The following is a 14,454-nucleotide window of genomic DNA, read 5'->3' on the forward strand; positions in this document are numbered from 1 at the left end:
GGCTCTGGACTCTAATTCACTCCATCCTTCCCGCCTGCGCGGGAATGATGGAGTTCTTGCGCAACCTCTATTCACGCAAAACGCGGATCGGGCGCGGCCTCGGGCTCCTCGGCCTTGTGTTCGGCGCTGACATACTGATAGATCGCCTGCACCAGGGATTCGCAACCCTCGCGGGTCAATGCCGATATCTCGAACACAGGTCCCTTCCAGCGCAAGCGCTTGACGAAATCCTTGACACGCGCGGCACGCTCTTCGGCCGGCACCATGTCGAGCTTGTTGAGCACGAGCCAGCGCGGCTTCTCATACAGCGCCTTGTCGTACTTCTTCAGCTCGGCGATGATCGCCTTGGCCTGCGCCACCGGGTCAACGCCTTCGTCGAAGGGCGCAATATCCACCATATGCAGCAAAACCCGCGTGCGCTGCAGATGGCGCAAGAACAAATGCCCCAGGCCCGCCCCCTCGGAGGCGCCCTCGATCAAACCCGGAATATCGGCCACCACGAAGCTCTGCTCCGGGCCGACGCGCACCACCCCCAGGTTGGGATGCAAAGTGGTAAATGGGTAGTCAGCGATTTTCGGCCGCGCATTGCTGACGGCGGCGATGAAGGTGGACTTCCCTGCATTCGGCATGCCGAGCAGACCCACATCGGCCAGCACCTTCAATTCGAGCTTGAGGCTTTTCTTGTCGCCCGGCCAGCCAGGCGTTTTTTGGCGCGGCGCCCGGTTGATGGCGCTCTTGAAGCGCATGTTGCCGAAACCGCCGTCTCCGCCCTTGGCGATCATGATCTTTTCGCCCGGCGTGAGCAGCTCATAGAGCACTTCGCCAGTCTCGGAGTCGGAGATGATCGTGCCGACCGGCATTTTCAGGACAATGTCGTCGCCCGCGGCGCCGAACATGTCCGAGCCCATGCCATGCTGCCCGCGCTTGGCTTCGTGCCGGCGGGAGTAGCGGAAATCGACGAGCGTGTTCAGAGCCTGGTCGGCCACCGCGAATACATGGCCGCCCCGGCCGCCATCGCCGCCGTTGGGACCGCCGAATTCCTTGTATTTCTCATGCCTGAACGAAACGCAGCCATTGCCGCCATCGCCCGCGGCGATATCGATGAAAGCCTCGTCAACGAACTTCATGATGATTCTCCTGGCGTCATGCCGAGATTGTCGCGCCTAAGAACGTGTTCACGCCCTAAAAACACAAAAGCCCCGCAGGGCGGGGCTCTGGCGCACAGGAACGTGACGTTCCCAGGCGTCAGTGATCAGGCCGCTGGGGTGACCACGACGGTCGACCGGTTCTGCGCGCCCTTGACGGTGAACGACACGTGGCCGTCAACCAATGCAAACAGCGTGTGATCCTTGCCCACGCCGACGTTGGTGCCGGCATGGAAGCGCGTGCCGCGCTGACGGACGATGATGGAGCCGGCGCTAACGACCTGGCCACCAAACACCTTCACGCCCAGCATCTTCGGCTTGGAATCGCGCCCGTTTCGCGTTGAGCCGCCGCCTTTTTTCTGTGCCATGGTGCTTTACTCCTAGGACTTACTTGGCGCCGTTGATCGCGCCGATTTCGATCTCGGTGAAGCACTGGCGATGGCCCTGGCGCTTCTGATAGTGCTTACGACGGCGCATCTTGAAAATGCGCACTTTGTCGTGCTTGCCATGCGCAACGACCTTGGCCGTCACTGTGGCGCCGGACACCAGGGGTGCCCCGATCTGCAACTCGCTACCGCTACCGATAGCCAGCACCTGATCAAGGGTGATTTCCTGGCCAACGTCCGCAGCAATCTGTTCTACTTTAATTTTTTCGCCGGCAGCCACGCGATACTGCTTGCCACCGGTTTTTATGACCGCGTACATATGAACCTCTTCATGATTTGAAAAGCCTCTGCCAAACCCATTTCCGGCAGAACCGCGCATTTTAGCAGCAGTTTTGGCATTCGGCAAACGGGCACTCTGCCCCCGAGAAGGGGTTTCTGCCCAAACCTATAATCCGAGACAGTCACCGAGCCTGCGTGCTCGCCCTCCATTTCCCGGTATTTCACCCTTGTCCGCCTCTTCCACGACTACCAGCCAGGCCCTCGGCATCGTTGCGGCCGATATGCGCGAAGTCGATGCCACCATCGCCCGCCGGCTCGATTCAGGCGTGCCCCTGGTCGGCGAGGTGGCTCGCTACATCATCTCGGCAGGCGGCAAGCGCCTGCGGCCCGTGCTGCTGCTGATGGTCTGCGGCGCGCTCGATTGCCGCAGCCCGCAGCGCTTCAATCTGGCGGCGGTGGTCGAATTCATCCATACCGCCACCCTGCTGCACGATGATGTGGTGGATGAATCCACCCTGCGGCGCGGCCGCAGCACGGCCAACGAAGTGTTCGGCAATCCGGCCAGCGTGCTGGTGGGCGATTTTCTCTACTCCCGCGCTTTCCAGATGATGGTGGATGCCGGCAGCATGCGCGTGATGCAGATCCTGGCCGATGCCACCAACATCATCTCCGAAGGCGAAGTGCTGCAGCTGATGAACATGCACGATGCCGCCCTCGACGAAGACGGCTACCTGCGCGTGATCCGCTCCAAGACCGCCAAGCTGTTCGAGGCCAGTGCCCGCCTGGGCGCCGTGCTGGCCGGTGCCACGCCTGAGATCGAGGCCGCCTGCGCCGAATACGGCCAGTCCCTCGGCACGGCTTTCCAGGTCATCGACGACGTCCTCGACTACGACGGCGATACCGCCGAAATGGGCAAGAACCTGGGCGACGACCTGCGCGAAGGCAAGGCCACTCTGCCACTGATCCTGGCCATGCGGCTAGGTACACCGGAGCAATCGGCCCTCCTGCGGCAAGCGATCGAAACAGGCAGCACCGAAGAGCTGTCCACCATTGCCAATATCGTGCGCCAGACCGGTGCCCTGGACCGCACCCGCGCGGCCGCCGCCGAGCAGGCACAGAGGGCCATCGATGCGGCTCGCATGCTTCCGCAAAACGAGTACACCAACAGTTTGCTAGAATTAGCGGCTCAGCTTTTGTTGAGGCGCTCCTGACTTACAAATCAGGAACGATTTCGGGGTGTAGCTTAGCCTGGTAGAGCGCTACGTTCGGGACGTAGAGGCCGGAGGTTCGAATCCTCTCACCCCGACCAGGACAGCACAGAAAAAGCCCAAGTGGATCAACCACTTGGGCTTTTTGCTTGTGACTGCCGCTGCATTCCTGCTCTTGGCCGAAGACTTACGAGTAGCATTACCGTCTGGTTTGAAAGTTTTGAGCGCCTACTCGCCAAATGCCTCGAGCACCAACAACTTCCGCTCCAGCCGCTTCTCCGGCATCTGACCCCAATTTCGTTCACTCGTTGGCAAAGGGGCTCGAAATACTGTCCGCCTTCTCGGAAGGCGATCTGTTGGGCAATCAGCAACTGGTGGCGATCACCGGGTTTCCGAAAGCCACGGTGTCCAGGCTCACGTCCACCTTGGTGCACCTGGGTTACCTGCGCGTTGACCCCAAAACCCGCAAGCTCATTCTGAGCTCCCGCTTGCTCGGCATGGGCGCTACGGTGCAGCGCAGGATCGGCCTGCAGCGCACGGCTTACTCACTCATGAACGCTTTGAGCGCAGAGACCGGCCTCACGGTCATGATGGAAGCACGAGACCGGTTGGGCATGGTCATTCTCGAGGTGGTGCGCCCGCCTTCGGAGACCCGGCTGGTGACCAACACCGATGTCGGTGTGGTGCTCCCGATCGCCAACACATCTTCCGGGCTCGCCTACATCGTGGCGGCGCCTGTCAAGGAGCGCACCCAGATTTTTCAAGGCTTGAGAAAGCGCTTTCCCGAGGATTGGAACACTCTGCGCGAGCGCATCGAACGTGCGCATCTGGAGTACACCCGCTATGGTTTCGTCACGTCACTGCGCTCATGGGAGCGCGAGGTGAGCGGCGTATCCGTACCGTTTGCGCCGACGCCTCATTCCAGCGTCTACGCCTTCAACATTGCAGGTCCCACTGCGCAAGTTCCGGTGACTCGCCTGCGCAAGGAACTGGGCCCCAGATTATTGCGCTTTTGCAATGAATTACGCCTGGAGATGCGAGACGCGCCAGGCCCCAGACTCTCGCAACCCGAAATCTATGAGCCCTGACCGGCTCCGGCGTTCCCGCTGCGCATGGCGACTGCGCTGCCCGCCAAAACAAAAGTAACTCACGAATACGGACTGGTTTCAGCGTAGTGCGCGGCCCATCCAGTTCACCAGCGCGCCGGCAACCGCTTGAGGTTGCTCCATCGGTGCCAGATGCCCTGCGCGCTCCACTATGCGCAGTTCCGCGCCAGGGATGTTCTCTGCGTATGCGGTCAGGACCGCGGGCGGAAATACCTTGTCGTCCGAGCTCGCCAGGACCAGCGTAGGCCGCTGGCCATCGAGCAGATGGCTGCGGTCTTTGCGGGCAGCCGTGGCACGCACATGGGCGGCATAGGTGTCTGGGCCATAAGCTTGCACCATGTTCCGGCGCGCCGCCATCAACTCCGCGTTGGCAAGGCTGTCTGGATGAAACGCGTTGGCTGCCTGCGCTTCCACCATGTCGAAATACTGGCCTTGCTTGACGGCCTCAAGCGCTGCCAGGCGCTTCTGCGCCGTCGCTTCGCTGTCTGCGAAAGGCGCGGTACAAAGCAGGGCGATGCCCTCGATACGCTCGGGCGCTTGCGCCAGCATCGCCAGCGCCACGTAGCCGCCAAATGAAAAACCTGCCAGCCAGAAGCGCTCGGGCAGCCTCGCCAAATGATCGGCCGCAATGGCTTCCACGGTATCGAGCGCCGGATTGTCCAGTGCATGTCCGCTTACGCTGGAAGGCAGGGCCGCCAGCACTCCGTGGAACACCGCATGGGTATTGTTGAGGCCTGGCAGCAAGACCAGATGCGTCTGCGAACGTGTCTCGCCCTTATCTGCCGAAGTACCGTATCCCATGGTTAAGCGCTTTTCGGCAGATAACGCGGATCGCGGTTTTCGCCCGCGATGCGATCGCCCTCCACCCAGGCAGCGTGCGTTCCCGCCGAAATCCGGTGCGGAAGGATGATGCGTGCCAGCGGCCCCCTGGCGATGTCATTGGCGGGAATCACCCAGCACTCGGAGCGCTCATCCACCATGTTGTTCACGAAGGTGACCACATAGCCATCGTCTTCGGCTGTCGCGCCAATCCGGCGCGCCACGTGCGGCTCGCTGCCAAAGCAGCCCTTGCCGTACTCAAGCGACTGGGTCTGACGCGTCAGCATGTCGTAACGCTTGAGCCCTCTAAACAGCCACTCGCCCTTCTCATACAACACGTTGAAGCTGTAGCGGTAGGGGCGCCCCACGTAGTCGTTGCTGACCATGGGGAATTCGGTGATTTCGTCGTCGATCTGCTCCTCGTGTGTCTGACCCGTTTTAAGGTTGAAGCGCCACCGGTACATCAGCGTCGGATTGTTGTGCTTGTCCAGGTGCGCGCGTATCTTGTCGTACGCCGCCTGGCGGCCTTCGGCCATCGACTGACCCACGTTGGGCTTGTGCGGCGTCGGCATGATGCAACCATCCATGACCACTTCGTCGCCGTCTTCATAGCAGTTGGCCAGATGCAGGATGTGGCAGGGCGTACCTTCGAACCACCGCACTGACTCCGAACGGCCGTACCGCGGCAAAATACCGAAGCGCGCCGGCCTGTCCTGGAAAAAGCACATCTTGCGCTGCCCCTTGGCGAGCAGTTCTTCGTCGAAGTGAAACGGCAGATCGTGCAGGATGGTGTAGTTCTTGGTCACCCCCAGGTCATGCGGCCAGCGCGCGCCAGGCAGCTCTATAGGCACGTAGTGCACCAGGCGGTTGTGGCGATCCACCACGCCATAGTTCATGTAGGGCGGACGCTCCGGGTAGTTGAAGAACATCATCTCGCCGGTTTCGGAATCGACCTTGTAATGCGAGGCCACGCCGTCGTGCACAAAGCGGGCCCAGTTTTCATCGGGGCCCAAGGTCTCCAGCGTGACGGGATCCACCCGCCATGGTTCGCTGCCTTGCGACATGGTGGCCAGCAGCTTGCCTGCATGGATCTTCACGTCGGTGCCGGCGTTGTCCTTCATCGCGCCCATTGCGCCCCAGCCGCGGCGTGCTTGCAGTTGCGGGGCGAGCAGGCCCGGCCACAACGAGCGGCCCGCCGCCTGCTCCGCCAGAAAGCCCGTGGTTTGAACGAAGCGGTTGCGATACGTGGCGCGCCCGTCCTCGAAGTGCATGGAGTGCAGCATGCCATCGCCATCAAACGGGTGGTAGATGCCCAGCGCTTCATGCACCTGGTTATGCGTATTGCGCACATAGATGCCGTGCAGGTCGCGTGGAATCTCTCCGATGACTTTCATGCTGCCGGAGTCGGCCACCCACTCTTCCATCGTCGGCGTGAAGGGGCCGAGAAGAAAGGGGTGATCGGTGTCTTCGGCGATCGTTGACTTGTAGGTATGAAGGAGCTTCTGCATGTTGAATACCACTGATGCGAATGGAAGATTCAGTCGAGCTTGACGGCACCTGAGCGGAGCAAGGCGGCGTACCGCTCGGTGCTGGATTGCACGATCTGACGGAATTCCGCTGGCGTGTTGCCAACTACCTGGTAGCCCATTTCCGCCAAGCGGGTGCGCACTTGTGGTGCGCTCACTGCACGCACAATCGCCTGCTGAAGCTTGTCGACAATGGGCTTGGGCGTTCCTTTGGCGGCCACATAACCCACCCAGCCGTCAGATGAAAAATCGACGCCCAGTTCCTTGAACGTCGGCACGTTGGGAAAGGACTGCACGCGCTGCTGAGCCGACACGGCCAGGGCCCGTACCTGTCCGCTTTCGATGAAGGTCTTGCCGGCATTGGAAACCAGCGCGTATTGCAACTGCCCCCCGGTGACGTCATTGAGCACCTGCACTTCGCCCGTATAAGGCACGTGCTGGGCCACGATGCCCAGCTTCTGGGCCATCATCACGTTATTGAAGTGAAAACTCGTGCCCGCGCCTGGCGTTCCGTAGTTGAGCTTGCCAGGATTCTGCTTGGCGTAGGCGCTGAAATCTTTCAGTGTCTTGATGTCGAGCCTGCGATCCACCACCAATGTCAGGAAGGTGTCGACCGCGATGGTCAGGGGCTCGAACTGCTCCAGCGGCTTGATCTTGTAAGCCTCGTTTGTCAGCGGCAATGTAACCATCGTCGCCGGCACCACCAACGCAAATGTGTAGCCATCGCGCGGCGCCTGGAGCATAGCCTGCAAGCCGATCTTGCCGCCTGCGCCCGAGCGGTTCTGGATCACCACGGGGGTGTTCAGTTCCTTGCCGAGCTGCTCGCCCACGATCCGGGAAACGATATCGGTCAGTCCGCCCGGCGGATAGGGAACGATTAAGTTGATCGGCCGCTCGGGCCAGCCAGCGGCCTCAGCCGGACTCGCACCACCCAAAGCCACGAGCGCCAACGCGGCCAGTTTCATCGTCAGGCGTCTGTTCGTCATAGAGATCTCATCTTGCTTGAAATGGTTCTGAAACAGAGGTACTCAGCCCCTGTTCTGAACACGTGAACGGATGAAGCCCAGCAAGTGCTGGTTGAACACCTCGTGCTGCTCCGCAAACGCGTAATGCCCAGCGTCTTGAATGCAGAAATAATCCGCGTGAGGGACAAACTTGTTGCGGATGTTTTCCATACCTTCCGGTCGTCCTACCTTGTCTTGCGCGCCCGCGAGCAACAAGGTGGGAACCCTCACATTGCGCAGATTGGACGCGCCTTCGTACGCCACGATCGCTTCGATGGCGGAGCAAAAGGTATCGGCCTTGGTGCTCAGCGCCACCCCGCGCACCAGATCAACCATGGGACCGCAAGAGCCCTTCGCGAACATCGAGTCAATCACGGCCCCGGCAGTTTCCTGGAAGCTCTTGCCATGGCGCAGGGGCTCCACGCGTTCAGCCAGGAAGGTCTTTTTGTCTTCCTCGCTCTTTTCAGAGAAAGACGCCACCGTGGCTGAAATCACGATGGCGTTCACCTTGTCAGGACGTGCCGCGTAGATCGCTGGGGTGGAGACACCCCCCATGCTGTGGCCGAGCACCACGTTGGTGGAGGTCCCGCACTGGTCAATCAGATTGCCGAAGGTCTCCGCCAGACGCGGGATGGACAACCCCCCTTCGGGCAGCGGACTCAGGCCGTAGCCCGGCGCATCCCACGCGACCACGCGCAAGCCAGCCCTCACCAGAGTCTCCATCTCATACCTGAAATAGTCCTTTGAGCCGTACGCGCCGTGCAGCAGGAACACAGTGGTCTCACCTGCACCGGCTACCTGGTAGTCAGGAAATCGATACGCTTCAGCAGTCATTGAAGTCTCCAGAAAGTAGATCATGCGCCGGCGCAGGATGCGGCCCGCAGACATTGAATGCACCTGGCCCCGCCGGGCAACTCTCGCGGGTCAAGGCTTGGCGTCAATTCTGTGACCCTGCTCCGCCAGCTCATAGCTTGTCTAGCACCCAGTTCCGGACTCCGGAACAAAAATCGAATGCAACCTCGGTCAGTCGGGTGGACATTCAACTCAGTTCCGGCAAGTGAAACTGAGGCCATCCGGCAGTCGCTGTTTGCGCGCAGGTGTTGGACAGTACGCCCGCTTCCAGATGAGGTCCGCAGGCGAAGCATCCGATAGCCCTCCAGGCTGTTCCTTGTGAACGTATTGGCACGGAGCGCGACCTCCTGTCAGCCCTTTGATAAATCACGGAGACCACAACCTGTATGCGCTCGCAGCACAACCTCCATCGCGTCCCTTTCTCGTCCAAACTAGCCCTGGGCATTGCACTGGGCAGCCTTTCTCTCACTGCTTTCTCGCAATCTGGTGTCACCCTGTTCGGCGTTGCCGACCTGGGCGCACGGGTAGTGACAAACAGCGCGGGTACTACCCAGCGGATGTACAGCGGCAACAACTCCACATCGCGCTGGGGCATGCGCGGCGAGGAAGATCTGGGCGGCGGCATGAAAGTCGGTTTCTGGCTGGAAAGCACTGTCAACCTCACCGACGGCACAACCACCTCATCGCAGTTCTTTGACCGCCGCAGCACGCTCTCCTTTTCTGGACGCTTTGGCGAAGTCCGCCTGGGCCGCGACTACACCCCCGCGTTCCGCGGCTATGGCACGACGGAAGTCTTCGATTTCTCAGGCTCCGCGAGCATGATCACCCTCTTCAACGGTTCGGCATCCACCGTGCTCAAGCGCGCCTTCGGCGGCAAGACTTCCAGCAATGGCCGTGCCAACGGGGCAGTGCAGTACTTCACACCGAACACGCTTGGCGGCTTCAACCTTTCCGCCATGTACGCCAACAGCGGGGAAGGCAGTGTTTCAGGCGATTTTGACTACAAGGGCCTGCGCGTGGGCTATGAAAATGGCCCTTGGAATGTCACCGCGTTCGGCGGCGTCACCAACATCAAATCCGTGGGTGAAAACTACCGCATTCGCGGCGCCGCGATCAACTACCGCACCGGCGGCGCCAAGCTGGTCGCCGGTGTCGTCGATATGCGCTACTTTGACTCGCGCCAGACCAACTACACCGTGGGCGCGGTCTGGCCCTTCGGCCTCCATCAGATCAAAGCCACGTGGCACCATATCAACCAGGCAGGAAGCAACACCACCGGCGGTTCCATCGGTCGCGACGACGCGGACCTGTTCGCGCTGGGCTATGTCTACAACCTCTCCAAACGCACAGCCCTCTACGGCACGCTAGCCTATCTGAAGAACAAGGGGCGTGCGAGCTTTGGAATCACAGGCGGTGCGCCGGGCGCAGAACCCGGCTCCACTTCACACAGCTATGAGTTGGGATTGCGACACACGTTCTAAGCCACGGCCTTCTTGGGCAAAGCACCGCGCAAGGACAGCACAGCGGAGCTGGCTTCACCAGTTTCACTGAACTCCTTGACGTATCAACGCGCATTCAGCCTACACAAGCGGCCGCCTCTCTCGCCTTACCATGTTCAGACTCGACTGAACATGGAAATCGTGAGAGAACTCCATGAGCACCTCTGATGCATTTTTCACGGTAGTTTTGAATACGGTTGCCAAGGAGCTCTCGGATTTGCCTGACCCCGAGCAAGCGACTCGCATCGTTTTCAAGTTGCTGCTGGCCGCCGTTCTAGGAGGATTGCTGGGCTTTGAGCGGGAAACAAGCGGCAAGGCCGCCGGACTACGCACGCACATGCTGGTGGCCATGGGATCGGCCATGTTCCTGACAATAGCCCAACTGCTCGGTATCAGCGCGCAGGACTCGAGCCGAGTGATGCAGGGGGTGATCGCGGGAATCGGTTTTCTCGGTGCGGGGGCCATTCTGAAGCCCGCGAAGGAAAGCGAAGAAGACGTCAAGGGCTTGACGACAGCAGCTGGAATCTGGTTCACAGCGGCCATCGGCGTCGCTGTGGGTGCGGGAGAAGAATCCGCAGCCATCCTTTGCACGATTCTCGCCCTAATAGTGCTCATGGTGGGACCTTGGATCACCAAGGATCGTCCACCCAAAAAATGATTCAGCGGCAGGAGGATTCTCGCCAGCTAGCGCGAAGCCATCCAGGCCAGGAGCGAGGCACGCATCGCTTCTTCCACCGACATGTCGATCGGAGTGGTCCAGTTGCGTGGCACGAACACGGTGTAGCCACCGATCATGTAGCCCATCGGCAAGTAAACGGCCACATGGTCCAACTCAGCCAATCCGGGCGGCAAACCATTCATGTTCTTACGTGTAATCAGCCCAACAATGGTCATCTCGTTGTTCGGCAGCTTCAGCATCACCACCTGTTGCGACGGCTTGCCCCCTTGGTTCGGCGCGAAGTAGTCAGCAAAACTCTTGAGCGAAGAATAGATGCTCTTGACCACGGGCAGGTTGTTGAACGGCAATTCGAGCCACGACAGCAGACGTGCCGTCATAGGCAAGGAGATGAGAAACCCCAAACCCAGAATGAGGGCCGCGCCAATCAAGATGCCCAAGCCTGGCAGATAGAAATCTCCCACCAACGGCCTGACCGCCCCCATGGCGATCGACTCCAGCCAGGTGACGAAAAGGTAGAGCACGTAAACCGTGAGTGCCACGGGCAGGAACGTGATCAAGCCGCGAAAAAAATAAAGATAAATCGATTTCATAGTGCTTGGCGGGTGGTTGCTTGCAAGACGCTCGTAACGATGTTCCAGCATATCAGCGGCCCTTCCTTACGCTGCATACACACCGAATGGTCGTCCTGGCGCGTGACGAGAAAAGTGACCGGGTTGCCCGCAATGCAATGCCGCCTCCTTCTGCGTCATCCCGCGGGCACCACACCACTTTGATGCGAGGCTGCGTTCTTGAAGCACGCCGTCTTCCTCGAACGGATGTGCCGCGTACAGGAGGTTTTCGGCGTTGCCCGTGCAGACACGGGTTGGCAAAAGCACCGCTCTGGTGCAATATCCTGACAGCTCCCCCGATATCGGCGAAATTTCATGCGGGGAGTGAGCCTGCCACTTCATCCATGGCGAAGGCAGGCAGCCCGGCGCCGGATGTGCAGCCTGCCCTGTAGCAGGAGGCTTGCGCTATCCGGCTTGATGCGATTCACCTCGCAAGACAATAACAGGCAAGGAGACAACACATGCTCACGAGAAAATTCTGGCCGCTGGCACCGCTCACAGCAGCGGTCATCCTTCTGGCCAGTTGCGGAGGAGATGGCGGAGACGACAACACCCGTGATCTGATCGTAGACAACGACCCCACCAGTTGCACCATCCGGGGCGATGGCGGCTCGTCGATCGTCGTGGGTTCGGGTGTGGCAGGAGACCCCGCGGCGCCGGAAGCCGCCTCGGGTTACCGGCTGGGCTTGACGGCCAAGACTTCGAGCCGCTATATGGCTGTGGCGAACACACCGCTGGCGGTCAAGGCAGGCTGCGACATTCTCAAATCGGGCGGTACGGCCGTGGATGCCGCCGTGGCCATGCAAGCCGTGCTGGGGCTCGTGGAGCCGCAGTCGAGCACCATCGCAGGCAGCGCCTTCATGGTGTATTACGACGCCAAGACGAAAAAGGTCATGGCCTACGATGGCCGTGAAACCGCGCCGGCTGCGGCCACCGGCTACTATCTGAAACGGCAGGATCAAGCGGATCCGAACTCGCCGACACCAGTGCCTTCCGCTCGCCGCAGCGGCCGGTCGATTGGCGTGCCCGGTGTGCTGCGCATGCTGGAGATGGCGCAGAAGGAGCACGGCAAGCTCGCATGGAATGGCCTCTTCGACTACGGCGTCAAGCTCTCGACGGATGGCTTTCAGATTCCCGGGCGCCTGGGTGCGGCCATCAAGAGCAATGCCAACAGCCTCGCGCTCGATGCCAATGCCATGGCCACCTACTTCCACGCGGATGGGACTCCGCGCGAGACCGGCGAAACCATGACCAACCTGCCTTATGCGAACACGCTGAAGGCCATCGCCGAAAAGGGCGCGGACGCGCTTCACACAGGCGAGATCGCCAAGGCCATCGTGGAGAAAGCCGCGCAATCGGTGGGCGATGATCCCGCCAAGACGCCCATCACGCCCAGCCTCATGACCATGAGCGACCTGGCAAACTACCAGCCCAAGAAGCGCGAGCCGGTGTGCGTGAACTATCGGAGCACCTATCACATCTGCTCCATGGCGCCGCCCTCCTCCGGTGGTATTGCGATCGCCCAGTCGTTCGGCATCCTGGGCCAGTTTGCCCTGCCCCAGTACGGGCCGGCGAACCCGTCCAATGAGGGCGGTGTTCCCAGCGTCATGGGAGTGCACCTGGTGTCGGAGGCTGAGCGTCTGGCGTACGCCGACCGGGACAAGTATGTGGCAGATACCGACTTCATACCGCTGCCCGGCCAAGGCTTCTCCACGATGCTGAACCCCGATTATCTGAAGGCCCGTGCCAGCCTCATCAATCTCGATCAGAGCATGGGCACGGCGGTAGCTGGCGATCTCGGCGACGTTCCGCTGGGGATAGACAAAACGGTGGAGCACGGTACGACGCACCTTTCGGTGGTGGACGCCTATGGCAACGTGGCTTCGATGACGACAACAGTCGAATCCAGCATGGGTTCGTTCCACATGGTCGACGGCTTTCTCCTGACCAATCAGCTCACGGACTTCTCCGCAGATCCAGCAGATGCCAGCGGCACGCCGATCGCCAACCGCGTCGCCCCGGGCAAGCGTCCGCGCAGCACGATGGCACCCACGCTAGTCTTCAGGGGTGATCAGCCAGGCGATTTCGTCATGGCCACGGGCTCGCCCGGCGGCGGCAGCATCATCCAGTATGTCGTCAAGACCGTGGTGGGGGCGCTGGACTGGGGGCTCGATGCACAGCAGGCCACTTCGCTCGTGATTTTCGGGGCGAGCAACAGCGCGACCACCAGCGTGGATGGCTCGAATACCTCGTTGGATCTGACCGCCTTGATTGCCGGCCTGGAAGCCAAAGGGCATCGCGTCAACAACGGCGCTCAGTCCAGCGGTGTCGCCACCATCATGCGCGTGACGCAAGGGAACAAGACTGTGCTGCAGGGTGGGGCTGATCCGAGGCGGGAAGGGATCGTGCTGGGGGATGGGGCACTCTGACCTCGGTGCTGTTTCTTGGTAGGAGTGGTAGGGGCGGCTCTACGGCCCTTCTCTTCCACTCCAGCCCGTCATCGTGATTGTTTCCTGAACAGAAAGGGTCTTGTTCAATTTAGCTAGTGTTTACCCTAGTCCTTAAGGCGCAAACTACGTCTTACGGAGCCGGCCAAAGCCTTCCAAGCCAAAAGCCTCCTCCGCGGTGAATCCCAAAGTAGTCAAAACGGATTCAACGAAGAGGGGGCTGCCACGGTGGCAGTCTCGCTGGTCCAAAAGATTGAACAGATTGAACTGAAAAGGAAAGAATCATGCAAGCCAAGAACATCGCCCTCGCTACCGTCCTCGCCGCTGTTTTCGCTGGTAACGCTTTTGCCGCCCAGCCCGCTGCCGGCGAAGGCCCCCTGTTTCTGAACGAGCCGGCCACAGTGAGCACACTGACCCGTGCTGAAGTGACCCAGCAAGCCATCGCCAACCTGCCGGCCACCGATGCCAACCTGCTGGCTGCCAAGGCACCCGTCTCCGCCAGCAAGGTCACCCGCGCTGAAGTGCGCCAGCAAACCCGTGAAGCCCTCGCTGCCGGCTACCAAGTCAAAAGCGGCGAAATGAGCTGATCATGCCTTCCGGCGGCCTGCAATGGCCGTCACCACCCAAAAACGAGACGCTTGCCGTCTCGTTTTTTTATGCTCAGAACGGATAGCGGCGCGGCCCCGTCCGCACGGTGATCCATCGCAGATCGGTGAATTCGGCTACCCGGGCCTCACCGCCGAACCGGCCCCCGCCGCTGGTCTTGACGCCACCAGCCATGCGCAACGCCAGCTTCATGCGCCTGCAAATGTGTGGGCGCGTAAAGGCTGCAGCAGGTAAGCCGTGTGCCGAAACCTTCCTTTATCATCAGAATGCCAAATAGCCGCCGTGTGCTA

General features: G+C 60.7%; 14 protein-coding genes, 1 tRNA gene and 1 pseudogene. 7 read left to right on the forward strand and 9 right to left on the reverse strand.

Going from position 1 to position 14,454, the window contains the following annotated elements; translation table 11 throughout:
• Positions 1-71 precede the first annotated feature (71 nt).
• The 3 genes from cgtA to rplU all read right to left on the reverse strand — a co-directional run bounded on the left by cgtA (position 72) and on the right by rplU (position 1,850).
• Positions 72-1,127: an Obg family GTPase CgtA gene (gene cgtA, locus WJU18_RS26165; RefSeq protein WP_423456833.1), complete on the reverse strand. Its 1,056-nt coding sequence runs from the start codon at positions 1,125-1,127 to the stop codon at positions 72-74.
• A 125-nt stretch (positions 1,128-1,252) separates the two neighbouring features.
• Positions 1,253-1,513, reverse strand: coding sequence for a 50S ribosomal protein L27 (gene rpmA / locus WJU18_RS26170; RefSeq protein WP_423456835.1), 261 nt, complete (start codon positions 1,511-1,513; stop codon positions 1,253-1,255).
• Positions 1,514-1,532: 19 nt separating this feature from the next.
• Entirely contained in the window at positions 1,533-1,850 is a 318-nt protein-coding gene (gene rplU / locus WJU18_RS26175; RefSeq protein WP_423461100.1) for a 50S ribosomal protein L21, read from the reverse strand.
• A 187-nt stretch (positions 1,851-2,037) separates the two neighbouring features.
• On the opposite strand from rplU, the gene WJU18_RS26180 reads away from it, so the two are divergent.
• From WJU18_RS26180 to WJU18_RS26190, 3 genes are all read left to right on the forward strand, one after another.
• Positions 2,038-3,021: a polyprenyl synthetase family protein gene (locus tag WJU18_RS26180; protein ID WP_423456837.1), complete on the forward strand. Its 984-nt coding sequence runs from the start codon at positions 2,038-2,040 to the stop codon at positions 3,019-3,021.
• A gap of 21 nt (positions 3,022-3,042) precedes the next feature.
• A tRNA-Pro gene (locus tag WJU18_RS26185) sits at positions 3,043-3,119 on the forward strand.
• A 138-nt stretch (positions 3,120-3,257) separates the two neighbouring features.
• Complete coding sequence (locus WJU18_RS26190) at positions 3,258-4,106, forward strand: IclR family transcriptional regulator (protein WP_423456838.1); 849 nt, start codon at positions 3,258-3,260, stop codon at positions 4,104-4,106.
• A gap of 78 nt (positions 4,107-4,184) precedes the next feature.
• Here WJU18_RS26190 and WJU18_RS26195 read toward each other — a convergent pair whose 3' ends face one another.
• Genes WJU18_RS26195 through WJU18_RS26210 form a run of 4 tightly spaced genes read right to left on the reverse strand, consistent with a single transcriptional unit; the run spans position 4,185 to position 8,307 of the window.
• Positions 4,185-4,925 carry an alpha/beta fold hydrolase gene (locus WJU18_RS26195; RefSeq protein ID WP_423456839.1) on the reverse strand — a complete coding sequence of 247 codons (741 nt, stop codon included), beginning with the start codon at positions 4,923-4,925 and terminating at the stop codon, positions 4,185-4,187.
• Between the two features lie 2 nt (positions 4,926-4,927).
• Complete coding sequence (locus tag WJU18_RS26200; RefSeq protein WP_423456840.1) at positions 4,928-6,451, reverse strand: carotenoid oxygenase family protein; 1,524 nt, start codon at positions 6,449-6,451, stop codon at positions 4,928-4,930.
• Positions 6,452-6,480: 29 nt separating this feature from the next.
• On the reverse strand, positions 6,481-7,455 hold the full coding sequence (locus WJU18_RS26205; RefSeq protein ID WP_423456841.1) for a Bug family tripartite tricarboxylate transporter substrate binding protein: 975 nt from the start codon (positions 7,453-7,455) through the stop codon (positions 6,481-6,483).
• Between the two features lie 42 nt (positions 7,456-7,497).
• A complete protein-coding gene (locus WJU18_RS26210; protein WP_423456842.1) occupies positions 7,498-8,307 on the reverse strand; it encodes an alpha/beta fold hydrolase in 810 nt (269 codons plus the stop codon).
• 404 nt (positions 8,308-8,711) lie between these two features.
• Between WJU18_RS26210 and WJU18_RS26215 the strand changes: the two genes are divergently transcribed.
• Both WJU18_RS26215 and WJU18_RS26220 read left to right on the forward strand, forming a co-directional pair.
• Positions 8,712-9,806, forward strand: coding sequence for a porin (locus tag WJU18_RS26215; protein WP_423456844.1), 1,095 nt, complete (start codon positions 8,712-8,714; stop codon positions 9,804-9,806).
• Between the two features lie 172 nt (positions 9,807-9,978).
• A complete protein-coding gene (locus WJU18_RS26220; RefSeq protein WP_423456846.1) occupies positions 9,979-10,482 on the forward strand; it encodes an MgtC/SapB family protein in 504 nt (167 codons plus the stop codon).
• A gap of 26 nt (positions 10,483-10,508) precedes the next feature.
• On the opposite strand, the gene WJU18_RS26225 is transcribed toward WJU18_RS26220, so the two are convergent.
• Positions 10,509-11,093, reverse strand: coding sequence for a DUF502 domain-containing protein (locus WJU18_RS26225; RefSeq protein WP_423456847.1), 585 nt, complete (start codon positions 11,091-11,093; stop codon positions 10,509-10,511).
• A gap of 479 nt (positions 11,094-11,572) precedes the next feature.
• Here WJU18_RS26225 and WJU18_RS26230 point away from each other — a divergent pair, with 479 nt between their 5' ends.
• Positions 11,573-13,540 (forward strand): gamma-glutamyltransferase family protein, encoded by a 1,968-nt coding sequence (locus WJU18_RS26230; RefSeq protein WP_423456849.1) that lies wholly within the window; start codon positions 11,573-11,575, stop codon positions 13,538-13,540.
• Positions 13,541-13,842: 302 nt separating this feature from the next.
• The gene (locus tag WJU18_RS26235) at positions 13,843-14,145 is read left to right on the forward strand and encodes a hypothetical protein (protein ID WP_423456851.1); all 303 of its coding nucleotides are present in this window, start codon (positions 13,843-13,845) and stop codon (positions 14,143-14,145) included.
• Between the two features lie 73 nt (positions 14,146-14,218).
• Here the strand turns inward: WJU18_RS26235 and WJU18_RS26240 are convergent.
• Positions 14,219-14,410 (reverse strand): annotated as a pseudogene (locus WJU18_RS26240) (salicylaldehyde dehydrogenase); the annotation flags it as partial.
• Positions 14,411-14,454 lie beyond the last annotated feature (44 nt).

Source organism: Ottowia sp. VDI28 (assembly GCF_049532675.1).
Taxonomy (GTDB): Bacteria; Pseudomonadota; Gammaproteobacteria; order Burkholderiales; family Burkholderiaceae_C; genus Ottowia.

Excerpts from the sequence above, each read along its gene's own strand:
- cgtA (WP_423456833.1), bottom strand. The coding sequence starts at position 1,127 with ATGAAGTTCGTTGACGAGGCTTTCATCGATATCGCCGCGGGCGATGGC.
- WJU18_RS26230 (WP_423456849.1), top strand. The coding sequence starts at position 11,573 with ATGCTCACGAGAAAATTCTGGCCGCTGGCACCGCTCACAGCAGCGGTC.
- WJU18_RS26220 (WP_423456846.1), top strand. The coding sequence starts at position 9,979 with ATGAGCACCTCTGATGCATTTTTCACGGTAGTTTTGAATACGGTTGCC.
- rpmA (WP_423456835.1), bottom strand. The coding sequence starts at position 1,513 with ATGGCACAGAAAAAAGGCGGCGGCTCAACGCGAAACGGGCGCGATTCC.
- WJU18_RS26205 (WP_423456841.1), bottom strand. The coding sequence starts at position 7,455 with ATGACGAACAGACGCCTGACGATGAAACTGGCCGCGTTGGCGCTCGTG.
- WJU18_RS26215 (WP_423456844.1), top strand. The coding sequence starts at position 8,712 with ATGCGCTCGCAGCACAACCTCCATCGCGTCCCTTTCTCGTCCAAACTA.
- WJU18_RS26225 (WP_423456847.1), bottom strand. The coding sequence starts at position 11,093 with ATGAAATCGATTTATCTTTATTTTTTTCGCGGCTTGATCACGTTCCTG.
- WJU18_RS26190 (WP_423456838.1), top strand. The coding sequence starts at position 3,258 with ATGCCTCGAGCACCAACAACTTCCGCTCCAGCCGCTTCTCCGGCATCT.
- WJU18_RS26200 (WP_423456840.1), bottom strand. The coding sequence starts at position 6,451 with ATGCAGAAGCTCCTTCATACCTACAAGTCAACGATCGCCGAAGACACC.
- WJU18_RS26210 (WP_423456842.1), bottom strand. The coding sequence starts at position 8,307 with ATGACTGCTGAAGCGTATCGATTTCCTGACTACCAGGTAGCCGGTGCA.
- rplU (WP_423461100.1), bottom strand. The coding sequence starts at position 1,850 with ATGTACGCGGTCATAAAAACCGGTGGCAAGCAGTATCGCGTGGCTGCC.
- WJU18_RS26235 (WP_423456851.1), top strand. The coding sequence starts at position 13,843 with ATGCAAGCCAAGAACATCGCCCTCGCTACCGTCCTCGCCGCTGTTTTC.
- WJU18_RS26195 (WP_423456839.1), bottom strand. The coding sequence starts at position 4,925 with ATGGGATACGGTACTTCGGCAGATAAGGGCGAGACACGTTCGCAGACG.